Annotated in this window: 16 protein-coding genes and 5 pseudogenes; 10 read left to right on the top strand and 11 right to left on the bottom strand. The window is 67.3% G+C overall.

The genetic code is table 11. The features are described from left to right. Window positions 1-476 precede the first annotated feature (476 nt). On the top strand, window positions 477-1,241 hold the full coding sequence (locus tag IE198_RS35795) for a transposase (RefSeq protein WP_229834570.1): 765 nt from the start codon (window positions 477-479) through the stop codon (window positions 1,239-1,241). Window positions 1,242-1,338: 97 nt separating this feature from the next. Here the strand turns inward: IE198_RS35795 and IE198_RS31115 are convergent, their stop codons facing one another. From IE198_RS31115 to IE198_RS31105, 3 genes are all read right to left on the bottom strand, one after another. Beyond that, a complete protein-coding gene (locus IE198_RS31115; protein WP_189892680.1) occupies window positions 1,339-1,854 on the bottom strand; it encodes a DUF1877 domain-containing protein in 516 nt (171 codons plus the stop codon). A 378-nt stretch (window positions 1,855-2,232) separates the two neighbouring features. Continuing rightward, window positions 2,233-2,493, bottom strand: a complete 261-nt coding sequence (locus tag IE198_RS31110; RefSeq protein ID WP_189892677.1) for a hypothetical protein — start codon at window positions 2,491-2,493, stop codon at window positions 2,233-2,235. Between the two features lie 1,557 nt (window positions 2,494-4,050). Continuing rightward, a complete protein-coding gene (locus IE198_RS31105; protein ID WP_189892675.1) occupies window positions 4,051-4,815 on the bottom strand; it encodes a hypothetical protein in 765 nt (254 codons plus the stop codon). A 473-nt stretch (window positions 4,816-5,288) separates the two neighbouring features. On the opposite strand from IE198_RS31105, the gene IE198_RS31100 reads away from it, so the two are divergent. From IE198_RS31100 to IE198_RS31085, 5 genes and pseudogenes are all read left to right on the top strand, one after another. Next, window positions 5,289-5,615: a transposase gene (locus IE198_RS31100; protein WP_189892673.1), complete on the top strand. Its 327-nt coding sequence runs from the start codon at window positions 5,289-5,291 to the stop codon at window positions 5,613-5,615. A 5-nt stretch (window positions 5,616-5,620) separates the two neighbouring features. Then, window positions 5,621-5,917, top strand: a pseudogene (locus tag IE198_RS36820) (IS3 family transposase); the annotation flags it as partial. Between the two features lie 94 nt (window positions 5,918-6,011). Next, window positions 6,012-6,461 (top strand): annotated as a pseudogene (locus IE198_RS31095) (DDE-type integrase/transposase/recombinase); the annotation flags it as partial. Window positions 6,462-6,663: 202 nt separating this feature from the next. Continuing rightward, window positions 6,664-7,452 carry a hypothetical protein gene (locus IE198_RS31090; RefSeq protein WP_189892672.1) on the top strand — a complete coding sequence of 263 codons (789 nt, stop codon included), beginning with the start codon at window positions 6,664-6,666 and terminating at the stop codon, window positions 7,450-7,452. A gap of 64 nt (window positions 7,453-7,516) precedes the next feature. Then, complete coding sequence (locus tag IE198_RS31085; protein ID WP_229834568.1) at window positions 7,517-7,834, top strand: hypothetical protein; 318 nt, start codon at window positions 7,517-7,519, stop codon at window positions 7,832-7,834. A 183-nt stretch (window positions 7,835-8,017) separates the two neighbouring features. On the opposite strand, the gene IE198_RS31080 is transcribed toward IE198_RS31085, so the two are convergent. Continuing rightward, a complete protein-coding gene (locus IE198_RS31080) occupies window positions 8,018-8,200 on the bottom strand; it encodes a hypothetical protein (RefSeq protein ID WP_308426886.1) in 183 nt (60 codons plus the stop codon). A gap of 88 nt (window positions 8,201-8,288) precedes the next feature. Between IE198_RS31080 and IE198_RS31075 the strand changes: the two genes are divergently transcribed. Both IE198_RS31075 and IE198_RS31070 read left to right on the top strand, forming a co-directional pair. Next, window positions 8,289-8,828: a transposase family protein gene (locus tag IE198_RS31075; protein ID WP_308426889.1), complete on the top strand. Its 540-nt coding sequence runs from the start codon at window positions 8,289-8,291 to the stop codon at window positions 8,826-8,828. Window positions 8,829-9,030: 202 nt separating this feature from the next. Next, complete coding sequence (locus tag IE198_RS31070) at window positions 9,031-9,330, top strand: hypothetical protein (protein ID WP_229834566.1); 300 nt, start codon at window positions 9,031-9,033, stop codon at window positions 9,328-9,330. Here the strand turns inward: IE198_RS31070 and IE198_RS36215 are convergent. The 4 genes and pseudogenes from IE198_RS36215 to IE198_RS36815 all read right to left on the bottom strand — a co-directional run bounded on the left by IE198_RS36215 (window position 9,327) and on the right by IE198_RS36815 (window position 14,688). Further along, window positions 9,327-10,513 (bottom strand): annotated as a pseudogene (locus IE198_RS36215) (IS110 family RNA-guided transposase). The gene IE198_RS31070 and the pseudogene IE198_RS36215 sit on opposite strands and share 4 nt — an antisense overlap. A 795-nt stretch (window positions 10,514-11,308) precedes the next feature. Further along, complete coding sequence (locus IE198_RS31060; RefSeq protein ID WP_229834563.1) at window positions 11,309-12,355, bottom strand: alpha/beta hydrolase family protein; 1,047 nt, start codon at window positions 12,353-12,355, stop codon at window positions 11,309-11,311. A gap of 1,285 nt (window positions 12,356-13,640) precedes the next feature. After that, a pseudogene (locus IE198_RS35775) lies at window positions 13,641-14,014 on the bottom strand (protein kinase domain-containing protein); the annotation flags it as partial. A gap of 455 nt (window positions 14,015-14,469) precedes the next feature. Then, a complete protein-coding gene (locus IE198_RS36815; RefSeq protein WP_373300037.1) occupies window positions 14,470-14,688 on the bottom strand; it encodes a response regulator transcription factor in 219 nt (72 codons plus the stop codon). A gap of 848 nt (window positions 14,689-15,536) precedes the next feature. On the opposite strand from IE198_RS36815, the gene IE198_RS31045 reads away from it, so the two are divergent. Next, complete coding sequence (locus IE198_RS31045) at window positions 15,537-16,031, top strand: hypothetical protein (RefSeq protein ID WP_189892667.1); 495 nt, start codon at window positions 15,537-15,539, stop codon at window positions 16,029-16,031. Window positions 16,032-16,079: 48 nt separating this feature from the next. After that, entirely contained in the window at window positions 16,080-16,811 is a 732-nt protein-coding gene (locus tag IE198_RS31040) for a hypothetical protein (RefSeq protein ID WP_189892664.1), read from the top strand. Here the strand turns inward: IE198_RS31040 and IE198_RS36810 are convergent. The 3 genes and pseudogenes from IE198_RS36810 to IE198_RS31030 form a co-directional block, all read right to left on the bottom strand. After that, window positions 16,773-17,132: pseudogene (locus IE198_RS36810) on the bottom strand (ATP-binding protein); the annotation flags it as partial. The gene IE198_RS31040 and the pseudogene IE198_RS36810 overlap by 39 nt on opposite strands. Before the next feature lie 305 nt (window positions 17,133-17,437). Next, window positions 17,438-17,803 (bottom strand): hypothetical protein, encoded by a 366-nt coding sequence (locus IE198_RS31035; RefSeq protein ID WP_189892662.1) that lies wholly within the window; start codon window positions 17,801-17,803, stop codon window positions 17,438-17,440. Window positions 17,804-17,903: 100 nt separating this feature from the next. Next, on the bottom strand, window positions 17,904-19,112 hold the full coding sequence (locus tag IE198_RS31030; RefSeq protein ID WP_189892763.1) for a glycosyltransferase: 1,209 nt from the start codon (window positions 19,110-19,112) through the stop codon (window positions 17,904-17,906). Window positions 19,113-19,504 lie beyond the last annotated feature (392 nt).

Here is a 19,504-nt window from a genome sequence, read left to right as displayed (position 1 = left end):
CGTCCGGCACCCCGCCGCCCGGGGAAGCGGATGCCGCACTCTGCCGCTGGGGCGTCAGGACGTCAACCAAGCCCGGCTCCGGCTGCGGCCGGGCCGATCCTTCACAGCTACGTCGCCACGCGTGATCAGGGAGAAGCGGGGCGTCCCGGAATCCGTCACAAGCAAGCAAATTACGGAAAGACCTTCTGAAATCTGCGAGGAATTGTCAGATCTCCACACGATCGTGAAGCGTCTACCCGCAGCTTCGACCTGCATGAACAGCCGCAACTCCCGGACGGAGCATCGGAACGAACCCGTCGGCGCTCCAGTTTGAGCGCGAACAGCTGGCCCTCGCCGACGAGGTGGCGCGGCGGTCATGTCGCCGACGCGGAGTTCCCGACCACGACCGCCGGATACACAGCGGCAATCGCCTTCCTGAACGCCCACGGCGCGCCTACGCAGCCGCCCGCGCCGCGCTCTCGGGACGGGCATCGGTCGTGCCCAAAGACGACACCGTCAGCGGCATACGCGCCCTCCACAATGCGGCCCGATCCGCCGTCAAGGCCCGCACCGCCGCCCTCAACCAGATCACGCAGATCCTCATCACCGCCCCGGACGACATCCGCGTCAAATACACCGCCCTGCGCGGCAAAGCCCGCACCGACACCCTGGCCCGACTGCGTCCCAGCGGTGACGGACCGCGCGTCGCTGTGCTGACCGCGTTGAAGAGCCTCGCCCGTCGGGTCCAGGCCCTGACCGCTGAACACGAGACGCTCACCGCCGCCCTGGACGCCGCAGCCACCGATCACAACCCCGGCCTGCGCGCCGCTTATGGTGTCGGGCCCGACACCGCGACCCAGCTCCTGGTCACCGCCGGCCAAAACCCCGACCGCCTGCGCACCGAAGCATCCTTCGCAGCCCTGTGCGGCATGGCGCCGGTTCCAGCCTCCAGTGGCAGAACCCACCGCCACCGCCTCTCCCGCGGCGGCGACCGCGGCGCCAACGCTGCCCTCTACCGAATCGCCCTCGTGCGCATGGCAAGCGACTCCCGCACCCGCGAATACGTCGCCCGCCAGACCACCGCGGACGGACGAAGAAAGAGATCATCCGCCTGCTCAAGCGCGCGATCGCCCGGGAGATCTTCCGCTACCTCACCACACCCGTCACGGTCCCCGACATCGCCGACCTCCGGCCTGCACGCCGGGCCAAGAACATCACCCTCACCACCGTCGCCGAGCACTTCGGCGTCTGGCCGGCGGTGATCTCCTGAATCGAACGCGGCACACGCCGCGACGACGACCTCGCGGGCGCCTACCGGGACTGGCTCACCGCCGCCTGACCGCTCGCGTGGGACCGTGCTCAGTCCGTCCAGGTCAGAACGGCCAGCCCACGTCGGCTGGCGATCAGATAGAAGCTCTGCAACAGCCCAAAATGCTCGACGAGGTACTCGCGTGGGTGTCCGTTGAACCCTCGGAATCCGCATGCTTCGGCAGCCGCCGAGTGGTCCGCAGGCAGGCAGCTGAGTACTTCGCCGACGTCCAAAGCGGCCAGTTCTCGGGCCACTTCGGTCACAGCTGCAGGAGCGAGAAGGGCTGGAGGGGAGTCGAAGCCGTCACAGACCCCGGGATGGTCAAGAAACTCGACGTCGCCGCCGGGATCCCCCGAAATACTCCGCTTAAGGACCTGTATGCACGGATCCACTATGCGCATGCGCTGACAGAACCAGATCAAGCCCCAGATCGCCCAGTCCAGATCCACGGTGTCCTCCGCGGGCGGGTCCCACTCGGGGTCGCCGTCCGGTGGCACTGCCGCAGCTGCACGACACTGAGCCAGATACTGCGTGGACACCCGCGCGAGTTGCTGTGTCAGTGCCATGCGTTGAAGTATCGCGGACCGCCGCCGCCTGAAGCCGCGAGCCCCTCCGCTGACCGGGGACGTTCAGGCACACCACACCGCTTGACTGCCAATAGGAGCACCAACCCCCATCTGTACCCGTACATGAGCGCGGTTTGCCGTACGGCCGTCCGAAGGCGCGCCTACTCGCCGTCGGTGAGGCCGCGGTCGAAACCCCCGGAGTACGGGATCGAGTTCGACGGCCGCCACACAGAGAGCACAGCCGGACACCCGGGTGTTCCGCAGCGTCCAGCGCCTTGTCCAGGGTCAGCAGCGGCGTCCGTCTTGTCGCCGGGGTATGGTGCCGCCGCGGCGGCCGGGTCGCGGCCGGTCGGCCTCGCGCCCCCAGGAGGAGTGGTGTCAGAACGGGTGACCGTCCATACGGACGCCGATGACGCCCGCCTGTCCGAGGCGCGAGGCCTCGATCTCGTCGTGGGCGTAGTCCCATCCCTGGGCGTGGCGTACTTCCGTGTAGGTGTGAGAGTGCCCGCGGTCGCAGTGGTATCCGGTCTCGGTGAAGTGCAGGGCTGCTCCGCACTCACGGGTGGTAGGCCCGTCCTCGTCGTGGGCCTCAAGGAGCCAGCCGCAGCGGTCGTCTTCACCGCCGGATGCTTCAGCCATGTCGTCTCTCCCGCGCCAAGGCCGTCGGGCTGGAGGCCCGGCGGTGGGTGGGTGTGAATCCGGTTGGTGATCGGCTGCCACCACCGACCAAAGAGAAAACAATACCACGTATACATCACAGAGAGTCAACGGCCTCCCGGGCGGGGCACTGCCCGGGCGCTGATCGAGACCCGCCTGTCGTGCCTGATCAGCGGCGAATCCGGCTACAGACAGCCAGAGCAACCCATCTGACCCGCGGTTTTGGTGGAATCGAAACGCGGCAAGGTGTGGTCACGGTTCCATGGCGTGGCTGGTCGACCCGGCGAGAGGGGCTCAGCCGCCTCCGCCGCCTCCGCTGGTGTTGTCTGGCCCGTGGTCGTGCTGTCGGCCCGGCTCCGGGCTTGGCCCCCATTTGCTGTAAGAGATGAGCCCCGCGCCGGAAATCAAGACGATGACAGTAGCGATCAGCGATACCCATGCCCCCACGCCCATGCATACGAATGTACCCGTCCCCGTTTACGCCAACGCGAAAAGCCCCGGCCTGCCAGGGACGGTTGGCAGAACTGGGCGGCAGGGGTCTCAGCCCCGGGCGCGGCCGAGCAGCGTGCCGGGCCCCGGGTGGCCTTCTTCGCGAGCGCGGGAGACCAAACCGGGCTTCTGAGGGTTGCACAGGCAAGGACTACGCCCGCGCCGGCGGGCGGGGACGACTCGCGCCGACCGGGGCCGTCCTGCCTGAACCCAGTACTACCCCCGCACGGGCGGGGACGACGCGGTGCCCCGGTCGCCCTTGGGGCCGTTCGGGGGACTACCCCCGCGCAGGCGGGGACGACCCGCTGGTGGCCCACCCAGGGCGCTGGGAAGCGTCACAGAATAACCATACGTGGCGACCCGTTGGGTTATGGGAGGCAACCCACATAGGTCAATGGGGCCGCCAGTGCGCGACTGATGGTCGCTTCAGTGAGGTTCTGCGGCTACCGCCGATCAAGGACCGTCAGGACCAGCGTTGCCGTCCCCGGTGGAGACACCGCCGGCGACATTCCCACCCGTGGCGACGGATCGCTCACCTGTGGCTTGGACGGTTCCGCCCGGCCCAGTCGACTGGGGCGGCTGGGGCACCCTCCTCGTTCGCCGGCGGCTGGTTTCTCGAGCTGTGGTGTTGTGGTCGCCGGTAGAGACATTGCCGGTGATGCTCCCGGCGACACCGACCGCTCGAGCCCCGCTGACCGTGACCGACCCTGCCGCTGACTGCGGGGCCGGCCGCTTGAGGGCATAGATCGACACCCCCAGACCTGCCAGACCGGCCATTGCCCCTAGCACGCTTGCGACTTGATCGGCGGTATCGAGGTCTCGCGCCACGACCAGCCCGAGAAGCCCTCCCGCCAGCAAAGCCGCGACGACGGCTCCAACCCGGGCCAGCACTCTCCGCTGTTGTGTCATGTCAGCCATCATCGGCTACCACGCGCGCCACCGTCTCTTACCGAAGCGAAGTGGGCTCGACTATTCCACTCCTCCGCAGCGTCAGGGCCGCTGCGCGTGCGCGCCGAACCCAAGTCCGGCCCACGAATGCCACAGAACTCATCATTTCCAAGACCCATCCCTCTTGACAACACTGGGGTACGGGGAATTGAGTTCAGTGGATTTGGTCTGAAACGGGGCGCCCTTGTCGTCGACAATGAGTGTTCCCTGCTTACCCTTATGCGCCCAATCGAGAGCCAACTTCCAGGTGATAAGACAATCGCATTGGGTGAAATCGTCATCGACAGCGGCGTTAGCCTCGATGGCGAAGATTTCCGGATCAGTGGCCGAAACCTTGTACCCGAAGGGCTTCTGGATCACAGATAGCCTGCCGTCCTTGCGGGTCACGACCTCGAAGTCCGGGCTGTCGCTGCCCAGCATGACTCGATAATTGCGCTCAGGGAGATCGCCACCACAACCGAGGGCGAGCGCGACGTCGGTGCCAGCCGGCGGGAGCGGCGCCTTACGCTGCTCGACCACGCGCAGATTGTGCAGCACGACGTCATGACTGTTCATTCCCTGGACGACTAATCTAAGTCGCGTGATGCTGTCATCGATACCGCCGTGCTGGTGAGCCCACTCGGCCGTCGGCTTCCCCGGAGGTACGGGAATGTCTTCCGGTTTCTTGCCAGGGAACGTCCAGCCGTCGCAATCGTCCTCGGACGGCGTGTACTCCACCGTGGCGGCGAGAGGCGGCATGTCGGAATCGTCGTCGCCTGAGTACCAGGCAATGAGGCCGCCGATAACCACTAGAGCTAAGAGGACAGCCAACGCTGTCGGCGCGGTGGACGGCGGGTGCAAGTGCGTGACGTTGTGGTCGCCGGTCACGACAGCCCCGTTTACGTGCCCGCCGGTGGCCGCCGATCGTGGGCCGCCAGCCTGGACGGTCAACACCCCAGGACTCGGAGATATCGAGGCAGCAGGTACTGGCGCCGCCTGCCTGTTGTTACCGCCACCGACAGCACGGTTACGAGCGTGCCGCAAGTCTTCTCACGCCCACCTACGACTTGCTCTGTGAGGAACCGCCTCCCACGCGGCGACCCGGCGATCACTCGGAGACGACTCCGCCCGTGATGGCCGCGATGATCGTCGCCTCGACATATGTCACTCCAAGCCACAGTCCCAACCCCCTGCCGTCCGACCTGCTCGGCTGGATTTTGGCACGGTACGTCTTCCATCGCGTGCTGTTGTGCCTAACTGGCGAGCAAGCACGTCCGCGCTGTCATCCGCAGTTACGCCGGGCCAGCGCCGTGAACCGTTCCGGGTTCGGTAGGGACTCGATCGTTTGAGAGGATCGAGTTATGGCACGTCCTTCCCAGTACCCGCTCGAGCTGCGCCGTCGTGCGGTGCGTATGGTCGCCGAGGTGCGACCGGAGTACGACACCAAGTGGGCCGCGATGAAAGCGGTCGCCCAGAAGCTGGGCATCGGCACGACCGAAACGCTGCGCAAGTGGGTGCGGCAGGACCAGATCGACGCCGGAACCCGTCCCGGCACAACGAGCGAGGAGTCGGCCGAGCTGAAGCGACTGAAGAAGGAGAACGCCGAGCTCAAACGGGCCAACGACATCCTCAAGGCCGCAGCGTCTTTCTTCGCGGCCGAGCTCGACCGGCCACACACACGCTCGTAGCGTTCATCGACGAGCACAAGGACCGCTTCGGCGGCGTCGAGCCGATCTGCCGGGTCCTCACCGACCACGACTGCAAGATCGCCCCGTCCACCTACTTCGCCCACCACAAATGCCAGGCCGCACCCGCTGCCCGCACCGTCCGCGACGCCGAACTGAAGACCCTGATCACACAGGCGTACGAGGCCAACTACCGTGTCTACGGCGCCCGGAAGATCTGGAGGCACCTCAACCGCCACGGCCAGACCGTGGCCCGCTGCACCGTCGAGCGCCTCATGCGTGAACTCGGCATCACCGGGGCGGTCCGCGGGAAAAAGGTGATCACCACCATCCCCGACGCGAGCGCCGAACGGGCCCCGGACCTCGTGGACCGCGGACTTCGTCGCCCCCGCCCCGAACCGCTGCTGGGTCGCCGACTTCACCCACGTCACCACGTTCGCTGGCGTCGTCTACGTCGCCTTCGTCGTGGACACCTTCTCCCGCCGCATCGTCGGCTGGTCAGCAGCCACATCGAAGGAGACGCGGCTCGTCCTGGACGCCCTCGAGATGGCCTTGTGGCAGCGCGACCGAGACCAACGCCCCTACCATAAAGGCGAGTTGATACATCACTCCGATGCCGGCTCGCAGTACACGTCGTTCGCGCTCGCCGAGCACCTCGGCCGGGCAGGTATCGCCGCGTCGATCGGATCCGTCGGCGACGCCTACGACAGTGCCCTCATGGAGTCCACGATCGGCCTGTTCAAGACCAGGCTTTCGCCGAAACGCTCCCGTCTGATCCCAAGGCGCCCCTGCTCAGCCCCTTTTGCGCCCCGGGGACGGACCGCGTCCGACGGTACTACCGAAACATGACGCGACACCGCCCGGCCCGCGGGTAATCACTGCGCCTGTCCCGGCCAGACCCCGCCCAGACGAGTAGCAGCTACTCATGCCCAGGGAAGGACCAGCCAACACCATTGACTCCGGGCGCCATTGGCGAAACATGGCCCTCGAAACACGACCGCTAGGGGGAGTTACCGTGCGCTTCTTAGCGTACTCAAGGAAAAGTGTCTTCGTGCTCACAGCCATAGCCGGCACTTGGCTCGTTGGGCCGATCACCACGGCGTCCGCCGCAGCCGCCACCACGGAACTTGGGTGCACCACCAACACGGTGTCCATCACCAGCAGCACCTGGTCCTACCGGGCCTGCCAGGTACCGGACATCGACCAGCGCCGCGCAGGCCTGCCGAACAACGGGAACATGTACTGCCTGCCCACGTCCACATTGAACGTGCTGTTCTGGCTGGACAAGCGCGGCTACCCCAACCTTCTGACGGGCAACTTCGATCCGATGTCCAACACGCCCCGGAACTACAACGAAGTGACGGCGAAGCTCGGCCGACTCGGCCGGCTGGCGGAGACCGACCCGTCCTCGGGAACCGGGCGCAGCGACACGGTGTCCGCCATTGAGGACCTGATTGAAGAAAAGGGATACGAGGATGACCTGGGCGCCGACTGGGAGGAGTTGGATGATGTCGAGCCGGTCAGCCGGCGCCTTGTGGAGCTCACCCGCAATGGCAGCGACTTCCTCATAGCGTCCATTGGGAAGTACGACAACGACGGGGATCGTGTCGGCGGCCATGCCGTGACCATTGTGGGCGCGAGAGGGTCGGGGGACGGTCGGGAGAGCGTCACTTTTCATGACCCGTGGACCGATTCCGACCTCTACACACAATCGGCGGTCGCCGCCCCCACGTATGTCCTCGGGGAGGACGACGGAAACGGAGCAGAAGTCCTGGGCTACGGCTCCACTACGGTGACCGCGCGCCTAGAAGGCGTGATCGTCGTCACCACTGCGCCCTGAAACGAGTCTGACTTCGCCCCTGGGGCCTTCTCCCAAGTTTTCCACTCGAACGAAAGGACATGCCATGCGTAAGAGATCAACCCTGGTGAACAGGACCTCCCTCCTCGGCTCGCTGGTCGTGGCAGCCGGTGCAACACTTCTCGCCGCGCCGGCGGCCCAGGCTGCCACCACTCCCGTCTATCACATGAACTGCGTCACCGGAATCTCCGGCAACCAGGGATGGGGGACGTGTACCGGCTCCGGACGGTGGGTGGTCCGAGCCGAGTGTGCCTGGAGCCCGCTCTACTCGGTGAGTTCCGGTGGCTGGACCGACGGAACCGTCACCAAGTGGACGAGTTCCTGCGCCTTCGGCGTGGAGTCGGTCCGCATCGTGGAGTACTGAGCCGCAAGCACGGAAATCGCAGAATCGCCGCCTGCCCCGCACACCGCCGGTGTGCGGGGCACCCTGTGCTCACCGGTCGCGGGCGATCGGACCGGACCGAACGTAGCCAAGTCCGCACACGTCGGAGCAGGGGACAAGCGTCGGTGTGCGGGGTGCCGGACCGAACTTCGGCGATCTTGAATCTTACATGCTCATGCCTGGGCCGCTGCGCGGCAGTAGCCATCGTCGGAGATGAACTGCAATGCGGCCGCAGTGGGCGAAGGCGTCGCCCAGCCCGGTCGGGCGCCCGTCCCGGGACAGCAGGGCATCGAGGATGAACAGCGAGTCGCTCAGGGTGCCGCGCACCATGACGCCGCCTAGCCCCATGACCTGACCGTTGACGACGTTGAGCCAGATGGCGCCCTCCTTGCGCAGCCCGAAGTAGCGGGGCTGCGGCCAGCGTCGAGCGTCTGCACTGCACGGTGAACCGCACGCCGTCGGCGGAGGCGACCAGCCCGCCGCCCCAGTCGCGGACTATGTCGACCTTGGCCTGCGCGCCGCTGCCAAACACAAGCTCGTCTTTGTCGACCGGCTCCTGGCCACGCTGGTTCGCCTCCGCCACGGCGCCACCCATGACGTGCTGGCCTGCTGGTTCGACGTGGACCGTTCCACCACCACGCGTGCGATCGGTGAAGTACGGCCGCTGCTGGCCCAGCAGGGCTGCACCATCGCGCCCGGCATTCGGCTCCGCACACTTGCCGAGGTGGTCGACCACCTCGGCAAGAACGAGAAGAGCGGAATCATCGACGGCACCGAGATCCGCGTCCGTCGCCCGGCCGCCGGACGCAAGGACCGGGACAAGTTCATCTCGGGCAAGAACAAACAGAACGCCGTGAAGTCCATGGTCCTCACGTACGCGGACGGCCGCCTGCTGTACTGCAGCCCGGCTGAGCCCGCGAGCTGCGCGGACATCACCCACGCCCGCAAGTTGGGGCTGCAACGGTCTTTCGCGTGACGGGGGTGCCCCTATGCCTTTGGTCAAGCTGGTCGGGTGGTCGTTCGGGACGTCTGGAACGATGTGTCCGTGCATGCCGGTGATCAGGTTGGCGAGGGTGTCCCTGTGGAGCTCGAGGTGTTCCTCCGGGGCGTTGTCGACGGGCCGCCCGGTAAAGATCGCTTCTTCCGTCTGCCAGGGGTGCGGCGGTCGCGCCTTCTTCGTGCTGGTCAACGCGTCCGGAGCGGAACGCGAGTGCTCTGGCTGCGGCAGTCGTGCGTTCATCGCGGACAGCGAGGAGTACTGGAACGAGGAGTCCTGGGAGGACGACGAGCCTGGTGCTGCCGGCTGCCCGTGCGGGAGTGAGGAGTTCGAGGCCGCGGTCGCGTTCTCGCTCGCGGACGACGGATCGGTCCGCTGGGTGACCATTGGCCTGCAGTGCACCAAGGACGGGTTCGCTGGGGTCTATGCCGACTGGAAGATCGACTACGGCCCCACGGATCGCCTGCTGACCATGGTCTAGGTCTGCCGAGCGACGGCCCGGACAGGCTGAGGATCGTAGAAGGTTCCGTCGCGGAGCATGGTGAACAGGACGTCGGCCCGGCGCCTGGCGAGGCAGAGCAGGGCCAGGGTGTGGTGCTTTCCCTGGGCGATCTTCTTGTCGTAGGCCCGCAAGGCCGGTCGTCCAGGGCGGCGAACGCGGAGAGGAAGAAGGCCCGTTTGAGCTCCTTGTTTCCTCTCATGGAGGGCTGTTCGCCGAGGATCGGCGACCCGGAACTGCGAGCCGCCGGGGCGAGACCGGCATATGCGGCGAGGCGGCCGGCGGTCGGAAAGGTGCTGCCGTCGCCAACCTCGATCACGATGCGGGCTCCGGTCCTGACGCCGACTCCCGGTCATGACGTTGGAAAGAGGGTGGGCCTCCAGGAGTTCCTCGATCCGCCCGGCGAGGAGCTTGCGCTGGTCGAGCACGACGGTGAGGGAGTCGGCGAGGCTGGGGACGATCAGCGTGGCCGCCTCGGTCCCCGGAACGGTGACGGTCTGCTCGTCCAGAGCGGCGAAGATCTCCTCGATCAGCCGCTCGGCCATCCTCGGCGCCTTCGGCCGTAACAGGGTGACCAGTCGCCGCCGACCGACTGTGCGGATCTGGGCCGGGGACCCGAACCGCTCCAGCAGGGCCAGGACGGCCGGGTGTTGCAACCGCGGCCCCAGCACTCGTTCCAGCAACGGATGGATCTGTGGGCTGCGGAGCCGGTTGGCGACCCTGGTTGCTTCGCCGGCCAGGTCGTCGTCGAACCCGACGATCATCTCCAGCTCGGCGATCGTCTCGTCTTTCCCGTCGATGGTCCGCAGCGTGTGAGGCATTGCCCGGGTGGCGTCGGCGATGATGAACGCGTTCTTCGTGCCGGTCTTGGCCTCACCCGGGTAGAGGTCGGCGATCCGCCGCCTCGTCAGGCCCGGCTGACAGGCCCAGCCTCGCGACCGCCAGCGGTGGCAGTGCCCCGATCGAGGCCGGCTGGTCCACCACGACCAGCACCGTTCCGTGCTTGGGCCCGGAATTTCGCGAACAGCTCGCGGAGCTTCGGCTCAGTGTCGGGCAGGCGCATGTCGAAGACTTTCTTCCCGGCCGGCGTGACGGCGGTGGCATGGTGTTCGCCCTTGCCGACGTCCAGGCCGAGGAAGACGTCGATGCCGCCGGTGTCGATCACGTGCAGGCCCCTCCATCACGCTTTCGTCCGGCCTTGCCAGGGCACCGAGCTGCCACATCCACGTTACGGCGAGCTCTTCCGGCTCGGGTGAAGGCAGGCAGAACTCGGGCGCCGCCGCCTATCCGGGTGCCGGTCGAGCCACGCTCACCCGGGCACCTTCGCCCCGCATCGCCTGCGGCCAGCGCTCATCGATGACCACCGCCGTTTCACGGCAGGCGCTGCAGGTATGCTCCCGCTCCGGCAACCACCAGTGGTCAGACGGCGCCATGTCGGCCATCTAGATCCCGCACAGGTCCTGTCGAAGACTCCGAAGGCGTGGGAGATGTCGGCAGGAAGGCCGTCCGCAAAGGCCCTCTCCCAGCGCGTCTCCATCGGCAGGTACGGCGGTTGTGCGATCTCGAACCACTCACCACCCACATGCGTGGCGGCGTAGCACCAAGGGCAGGACCAGATTTCCTCCTGCCACGCAGTCGAGGGCCCGCCATCGTCACATCGCCCCGCCACACACATCGCAATCCAAGCGCATCCTCACACGCTCACGCGCACAGCCACTAACCCCCGACCTGCCGCGACTTACCAAACGCCCTCGCCAGGACAAAACGCTCTTCAAGGAAGCCCGCCACCTCGTCGTCGGCGACCTCACACAGCAGGCCGTCGATGCACCCACGCTGCCAGGGGCGACGGTCGGCGAAGAGGTGGTGTTAGGTGCTGAACGGTCGGGCACCCCAACACGCGCACGACCGTCCACGCGTATCCGATGGACCGAGACTGCTCCGCCGCGGGCGGCAGCCGCGGTCAGGGTCGGGATGAGGTGCCTGAGTTGTCCTTGGCGTCCCGGGTGGAGGTGTGCTGGAAAGTGACCTCGGGGTTGGCCTTGCTCGGGCCGTTGAGCAGCGGCTCGTCCTTGCCACGCAGTTGCTGGTCGAAGAAGGCGCCCACGTAGTCACGGGTGATCTCCGCAGCCCGCTTGCCGGGCAGGCCCTTCGGGTCGTCCTCGCCCAATTGCCCGGCGAGCGGGGCCAGGTCAGTGAAGGCAAAGTGGTCGGCTCCGGTGACCGTGGCCCAGCGCTTCCAGCCCTCCAGCTTATTCCACGCCGTGCCCCACGTCTTGTCCTCGCTGCCGGGGCTGTGGTCGGCCTTGGTGCCCAGCATCAGGAAGGACCGCCCGGAGAGGCTGGACTTGCTGCCGGAGTCGATGAACGGGCCGTCCAGGTTCACCCCAGCCCTCACGCGCGGGTCCTGGGCCATGGTGGCGGCGGTGCTGGCGCCGCCCAGGGAGTGCCCGGCCATCCCGACCTTGTTCTTGTCGATCATGTCGGCGTGCTGCCAGGGCGACGTGCTCCCGAGCAGCTGGTCCAGCGTGAAGGAGAGGTCCTTGGCTCGGCCCTCGGCTGCGGGCTGGAAGCTGGTGGGACCGACCTTCCCGCAGGCCGTGCAAGGCAGGATGCCCGTGCCGGGGAAGTCGACGCCCGCAGCCTCATAGGCATGGTCCACGACCGCGACGACGGAGCCCCGGCTGGTCAGGTCCTCGGCCAGGCTGGTGAGGGTGGCGCCCGGCGTCTTGAAGCCGGGCGAGAAGACGACCAGCGGGAACTTCCCCAATTCGGGCTTCGCGTCGGCGTATGTGTGGGTGCGGGTGCCGCTGAGCACCTTGGCAGGGAGCTCCACCTTCATCTGCTTCAGGAAGGCTTTGGCGCCCTCGGTGCTCATGTACGGGGCGGGCTTGCCGGTTCCCTTCTGCGCCGGGTAGTAGATCGACACCATCAGCTCCCTGTCGCCGGCCTTCGGCGCCCACGGGTCACGGCGGTCCTGGTCGACGAGGTGCAGCGAGTTGCGGCCCACCGCGTACTCACCGGTCGGGGCAGGAAGCGCGAGGCCGCCCTTTCGGTCTTCCGAAGCGGCAGCGTGAGAGGACGAGGAGGAGGACACAGGAGCCGAATCCTCAGAACTGCAAGCGGCCAGGGTGGTCACGCCCGCGGCGACAGCGCCGGCAAGCAGGACGGCAACGGCTCCACGACTGCGCAGGAACATTTCCATCACCTCTTTCTCGGTGGCCGCGCAACTCTGCGACGGCCGCGGAAGCCAACGTAGAAAAACCGAGACCGGAAAGAATCACACTGGAGAGCCAACCCGAGCAGTAGCTCTGGAGGACTAGGCACTGTTTCTCGGTCACCTGCGGAGCCAGATCGTGAGGGCCGCGAGGGTGACGGTGCCGAGGTAGATGTAGGCGCGTTTCTCGTAGCGGGTGGGTGCGCCACGAGGCGCCATGGAATCGACCGAGGTGAGGGACCTTCACCGCCGGGTTGTCGCAGCAATCCGGGTGAAGCCCGGGAGGCCCTCATCCGTTCAAGATCCCTCAGGCGAGACCTGCCTCACCCGTCCACAACCTCCCGGGTCAGAACAACCCACCCCCGACAGCGCGGCAGGTTTAGGCCATACATCACCTGAACCAAGGTCCTCGACGCGGCTGTCCCCGAAGGCCGAGCTTTGGATGCGACTCCGGTTGTACAGGCGGCATGCGTCGGATGCGACTCCGGTTGCACACGATTGCGACCCGGGATCGATGCGGCAGCGCGTACCCCGCGCCCTGCCGGTACTGGCAGGCGCTGCCTTCGCGTTGCCGTTCGCCGTATTTCCTCTTCTACGACGAGGTACGGGCAGGCCGGCGAGGCGGGCCCGGTGGTGGCTGGCGTTGCCGGGATCGGTGGCCTGCGTCGGCCTGATCGCCGCGGGCCCGGCGGCCGCCTGGGCCTTTCCGTACCCGTGTTCCCCGAGCCGTCAGGCCACTTCGCAGTCGGCGCCCGCATGATGCATGGACCGACCCGCACCGCACTACCTACGGCGACCTCAGCGTCCATCGCCCGGGCAGCGGCCGCTGATCGGCTGCGCCGCCACCCCAGGCTGGCGCACAGCTCCTGCGGCCCGTGTGCCGGCGTCGCCCCCGGATCGAGGCCGACCGGGCCGCCGTACGCCCTGGGCGCCGTCCGTTCCGTCAAGGTCGGTGGTGGCAAGTGACGTCGTCGCTTCCTCGCCCCCACCGTCGAAGGGCTCCAGCAGGCCCACCAGCAGTCCCGCGGCGCGGAGCGCCAGTGCGTGGAGGCCGCGCTCCTCCCACTCGTCCCCATAGCAGGCACTCGAAGAACGCGGCGGTGGCGGCATACACGTCCATGGCAGGGGAGGCTGCCTCTCCCGGCCACTGCTCAGGTGCCATGTACATGGGAGTTCCTGCCCCGCTGGGGGTGCTCCCGTCGCGGGCCGCGATCCCGAAGTCAACGAGCTTTGAGACGCCTTCCTCCGTGACCAGCACATTCTCCGGCTTGTAGTCGCGGTGGACAATGCCGGCCCCGTGCGCGGCACAGAGCCGAGCAGGGAGCCCTTGAGCACCGTCAGAGCGGCTTCCGGGATGGTGGCTCCCTCCTGCCAGAGCAGCGTTCTCAGGGACGGGCCGTCGATCAGTTCCATCACCAGCGCGGCGCCCTCCTCGCTCTCCACATACCGATGGAAGTACTTCTGCCGCACCGGCCGGGTGGGGAACCGGCCGTGGGACATCGGTACAGCGGTCGCCGCGATGATCTTGGCCACCCAGCCCATCGGGTGCCCCGCGGGATTCAGCGGAAGATCCTCGATCGTCGAGGACCCGTTCACCGTCCGCCTGTGCCCGCGGAATTCGGCCAATGGCGCTGTGCGACCAGACGGTGGGCCGACGGCGGTACCAGCCCATGTGATGACGGGATCCTCTTTGACGCGATCGGGGGCGGCGGGCGCGTTCCTTGGTAATGCACCAGTGGGTGGTGCCGCGCCGCCCAGAGAACTGCTCGTCCTTCCCAGCCGAATCCGCCTGGTCAAACGTGGCTTCTCCTCGGTCTCGGACCGACCGCATCAACACGCCCATGGCTGAGGGTCCAGGTCCAAGCGCTGGACCGCTCGAGCCGGTACCACCGATGACGCCCGGCATGTCACCGCTGGCGGGCAGGGACCGGCTCCCACCCGACCGCATCCGCTCGGGCGCCTCCGGCGGGGGCATCGGCCGCCATGGGGGCGAGCGCTGAGGGCAGTTGGCTGCGGCGCGTGATGCCGAGTTTCTGGTAAATGCGCTGCAGGTGATTGTCGACAGTTCGGACGGACAGCACGAGGTGCTTGGCAATCTCCTGGCTCTGTACGCCGCGTGACGCCATGAGGGCGATCTCACGCTGGCGCGCGGTGAGCGGTTCAGCGCCCACAACCCCCGCCAAGCCGGGGCTGTGGGCCCCTTGGCAATGGCCCGCAGGGAGGCCGAGGCCGTCGCCGCTCGGGCGGCGCTGCGGCTGTCTCCCTTCCGGGCGTGGGCGTGTGCTGCTGCCGCGGCGGCTTCGGCCGCGAGAAGAAGGGCCCCGGTCTCCTGTAGTTCCTCGACGACCCGGTCGAGTGCGACGGCGTCCTGTGTGGCCAGCGCGGTCGCGAAACTCGACCGGACGGCGGCGAAACGTCCGTCCGACTGTGCCGCCAGTACGCGAAGGCGCGCGTGGACTCGGTCTGCTGCCCCGAGGCGGGCCGCCTCCGTGAGGAGCAGCATCTCGGACGTGAGGTATCCCATGGCTCGTGCCTGATCGGCAGCCTCCAGCAGTACCTCCTGGGCAGGCTGCACAAGTCCCTGTGATGCCAGGATCCAGGCTTGACCGAGACGGTCCTCACCGCTGAGGAAGGGGAATCTCGGATAGCTGTCGAACCCGTCGAGGGCGGTTCGGGCGCCGGCCTCATCCCCCAGGACGGCGGATGCGGCGGCGAGGCCCGACGCCGCCAGTCTGAGAATGATCGGTACCGGCTCGCTCCTGGCCAGAGCCAGGCTCTCCGCATACCAACGCCGGGCATCCGCCGGTCGGCCCGCCAGCCAATGGGTGCGGGCCAGGCCCCAGGCCAGCCAGATACCGGGCTGTGTCGCCCCCGCGCGTACAGCCGCTTGGTGGCCTTTCTCGGCGGTCGCTCGCGCCGACTGCAGGTCGCCCGCTGCGGCATGGGCGAGAGCCAGGGCCGACAGGGCGGCCGAATGGTGCTGGACGATGATGTGCTCACTGGCCCGCAGGTGCTCCTCATGGACCCGCTGACCCAGTTCTACCGCCTCGGCGGTTCGGCCGACCGCGGCAAGCCCAAGCACCTTCATGCCCAGGCCGTACAACCGGAGCCGGTCATTGGTCGCATCGCCGATGTTCTCCAGCTGCTGGAGTCCCTGGTCGGGCATGCCGGCGAGGACGCGCATCGCGCCCTCGTTGACCCCCAGCGCCGCGCGCAGCGCGACGTCGCCCGTTCGCGTCCGCGCCTCGAGGTTGACGGCGAGTGCCTCGGCGAGATCGCAGGTGCCCCAACAAAGGTTCTGGGTCCGTTCAATGGTGACGGCGGTGCGTTCCTCGTCGGAGACCGCCACGGCATAGGCATGGGCGAATGTCCTCTCGGCCTGCTCGTACCGACCGAGTTGGTAGAGTGCCTCCCCCCTCAACAGGCGCGTGTCGGTCGTCTGATGGCTGTCGGGGACGGCGTCGAGTAAACCCAGAACCTGGTGGCAGTCGTGGCCGTGACGCGCCAGGCGGGCCGCATGGACGAGCAGGCCGGGGTCGGCGGACAGGCCTGCGGAGATCTGCCAGGTAGCGATGCGGAGCACATCGCTCTGGCGGCGAGCACCGAACGCCCGAACACGTTCGATGTGACGGCTCAAGATGCGCCGTTGGCGCAGGACAGGAATCCTCCCCCGCACGACCTTGGCGTAGAGCGGGTGAGCCAGCTCGACCATGATGCGTCGGTCCACCAGCTGCACCCGGATGAAGCCAGTGCGCTCGAGGGTCTCGAGCGTCTCGTCGTCCGGTGCCTCGAGCTCCCCGACACCGACGGGCCCGACGAGCGAGAGCAGCTCCACGAGGCGCAAGCAGGCCGACGGCAGGGCGGACATGCGCGTCGCGATCCCCTGGGTGAGGCAAGCGGTCGCCGCGACCGGGCCCGTCAGGCGCCACACATGATCCTCGCTGATCAAATCGCCCCGCTCAACGGCGCCCATGACCAGCTCGCGGAGGAACAGCGGATTGCCTTCGCCGGCCTCCTGGAGGGCGATGACGGTGCGCCTTTCGACCACCCCGCCCAGGGCCGCCGACAGCACCGTCTCGGTGGCGGTGCTGTCCAGCGGCGGCACGTTGATACGGAGAAGACCGTCTGGTCGATCGATCGCGGCGACGGCGTCAGGTGCCGGGACGTGGTCGCCGGCCGTCGCCACGAGGAAGACGGATGCCGCATCCAAGAGCTGGGACACCAGCATCGCCGAGGTCGCGTCGAGTAGATGGACGTCATCGATCAACAGCAGGAACCGACCCCCGCCGCCTGGCCGAAAGGACGAGGTCGCGGCACGAAACACCGCAGGAGGGTCAGACAGGTCGACACCGGAAGGAAGCAGATGCGCGAATGCCCCCAGAGGAACGGAAGCGGCGGCCGCGCTCGCTTTCATGCGCGCGCCCGACCATCCTGCGTCCACCGCCCGATCCCAGCATTCCCGAGCAAGCCGGGACTTGCCGACTCCCGCCGGACCCAGCATGAGCACGCCGCGCATTCCGCTGGTCCGGACGGCGGCGTTGAAGGCGCCCAACTCCTTCTCACGACCCATAAACGACCACGGCAATCCCAAAGAGGCACTAAGAGAAGAGCGATACATTCCTAAACCTCGGAAAGGCGTCATGGGTGACCAGCAGGGAGAAGGCTTCGCCCAGAGGCCGACCACTTGACGTACACGACTGTTGGCGGACCAGAATTGGCAGACGACCTCAGCTTGAGCAGTCATCAACCCCGATGACTTGATCACTTCTGTCCGACGCGGCCTACGCCAGCTCCAGTACCACCACGACGTCCTCGACGGCTGCCTCACCGGCACTGGCCTCCGACGCCAGCAATGACGACAACACGCATTCAAGGTCAGTAGTCCTTAGCTTGCTGCGACGCCAGGATCGTTCCGTCGGCGGCTTGGACGGTGATGGTGAGGGCAGGCATGCTGATGGCTCCTGCCTGGGTGTCATCTGCGTAGAAGGCGGCCCATCCAGGGCTGCCGGCCAACGTGATGACCTGCGTGTTCAGCGTTCTGCTGCCGATGGCCACGGTGATCGTGGCCGCTTTCCCCGGGCCGCGGTAAATGCCGGCGTGGAGAGTGCCGGAGGCGTCCCCGGACGCGATGGCGGAGATCTTCCCGCTGGGCACCTCGGCCGCGTTCAGAACGCGTTCCTTGGTGGTGCCGGAAGACTTCGGAGTCACCAGGAACATGCCCTGACCCGTCAGCCACAGCATGTTGTCCCGACCCAGCGCGACCGCCCCGCGCCGTTGAATACGGACAGTGATGATAGAGGTGAGAGTGCTGCTGGCCGGAGAAGGCGGGCGCGAGCGGGGGCTACTGCCTCTCGATCATTCGGCAGGCTGCGGTCAGTGCACCGTCGGTGCGCACCCGCCCTGCCAGAGTGTGTGCGGTCTCGACCACCTGGGGGGCGAGGGCTCGGCCCAGTGCTGCGGTGAGGGAGTCGGCCGTCGGGTCGCTGACCGCGTGGGCGATACCGATTCCGAGCTGGTCGACGCGGCGTGCGAAGTAGAACTGATCGAACATCTGCGGGACGATCACCTGGGGCGCCCCGGCTGCGGCGGCCGTCGTGGTCGTGCCCGCCCCACCATGGTGCACGACTGCGGCGACCCGCTGGAACAGCGCTTGCTGGTTCACGTCTCCGATTGCCAGGCAGTCGGGCGCGGCTTCGTCGAGAGACAGCTCGGCCCAACCGCGGGCGAGGATCGCGCGGCGGCCGAGTGCGCGAGCGGCTGCGATCATCTTCCGGGCGATGCCTTCGGGGGCGCGTACGCTGCCGAATCCGAAGTAGATCGGTGGCTCGCCAACGTCGAGGAACTTTTCCAGCTCGGGCGAGAGCGGCCGGTGATCCGTCAGCGTCCAGGCCCCGGTCTGGAACACGTTCAGCTCCGATGGCTCGGGCCACGGTGCCAGGGTCGGATCGGCGGCCAGCCATGGGGTGTCGGTGAAGATATGACGGCTTACATCGCTGACCGGGGCGAGCCCGGCAGCCTCTCGCTGTGCGTTGAGTGCCGCGCTCCACATGACATTCCAGCGCTGTGCGTCCTGGACCCACAGGGTCTGGTTGTCGACGGGGCTGTCCGCCGGCTTTTCTCCCGGCAATCCGAACACGGGCGGCGCGTGGTGCGGCGAGGGCAACGTGATCGGTGCGAACGCGGCGTACACGTAGCCGATGCCGCGCTGCTCGGCCACCGAATGAGCGGCGACCGCCAGAGCACCGCCTCCCACGATCATCTCGCAACCCTCGGCGGCCGAACCCACCGCCGCGAACTGATCCGCAACCGTGCCCTCAATCATCTGTCGCCGCTGCTCGGGTGTGGGCACTGCCCCTGCCGGCCGCTTGGCTGTGGCGTGCAATTCCGGGCCGACCGGAACGTAGGTGATCCCCAGCGACTTGGCCCACTCCTGGAAATCAGGAGGAGCGCACACCACGGCCTCCTGTCCCAATTCCTTCAGCTGCACGGCCAGCGCGATCACCGGCTGGACCTCTCCGCGCGAGCCGATCGTGGACAACAACACCCGCATATTCACTCCCATACTCTGCCGCGCCTCGTGACGCGGAGGGCCATCTTCGCCCGATATAGGGGGCTTGCGGCAAGATCCCCCATGCGATATACCGTGAAACGGGATGGAAGTACGGCGACTTGCCCGCCTCGGGTCCCGAACGGCGATGCCGAGTACAGCGAGCGGTCCCATCCGCCCCCGGCGGCATGACAGGCTGCGCTCCGCCCTGCCGCCGCTGGCCGACCAATCAGCCCCAGACGTTCATCGACAATGGTGGTCTGCCAGCACGCAGCGTCACCCTCGCGGCCCTCACGATCTGGCTCCGCACGTGATCCAAGAAACAGCGCCTAGTGTCCTGCGCCAGTAGTTGATCGTTAGTTTTTGTGTGACTTCTGCTGCTGGTGCGTCAGTTC

Source organism: Streptomyces xantholiticus (genome assembly GCF_014651015.1).
Lineage (GTDB): Bacteria > Actinomycetota > Actinomycetes > Streptomycetales > Streptomycetaceae > Streptomyces > Streptomyces xantholiticus.
This window is presented reverse-complemented; position numbering and strand designations above follow the sequence as displayed.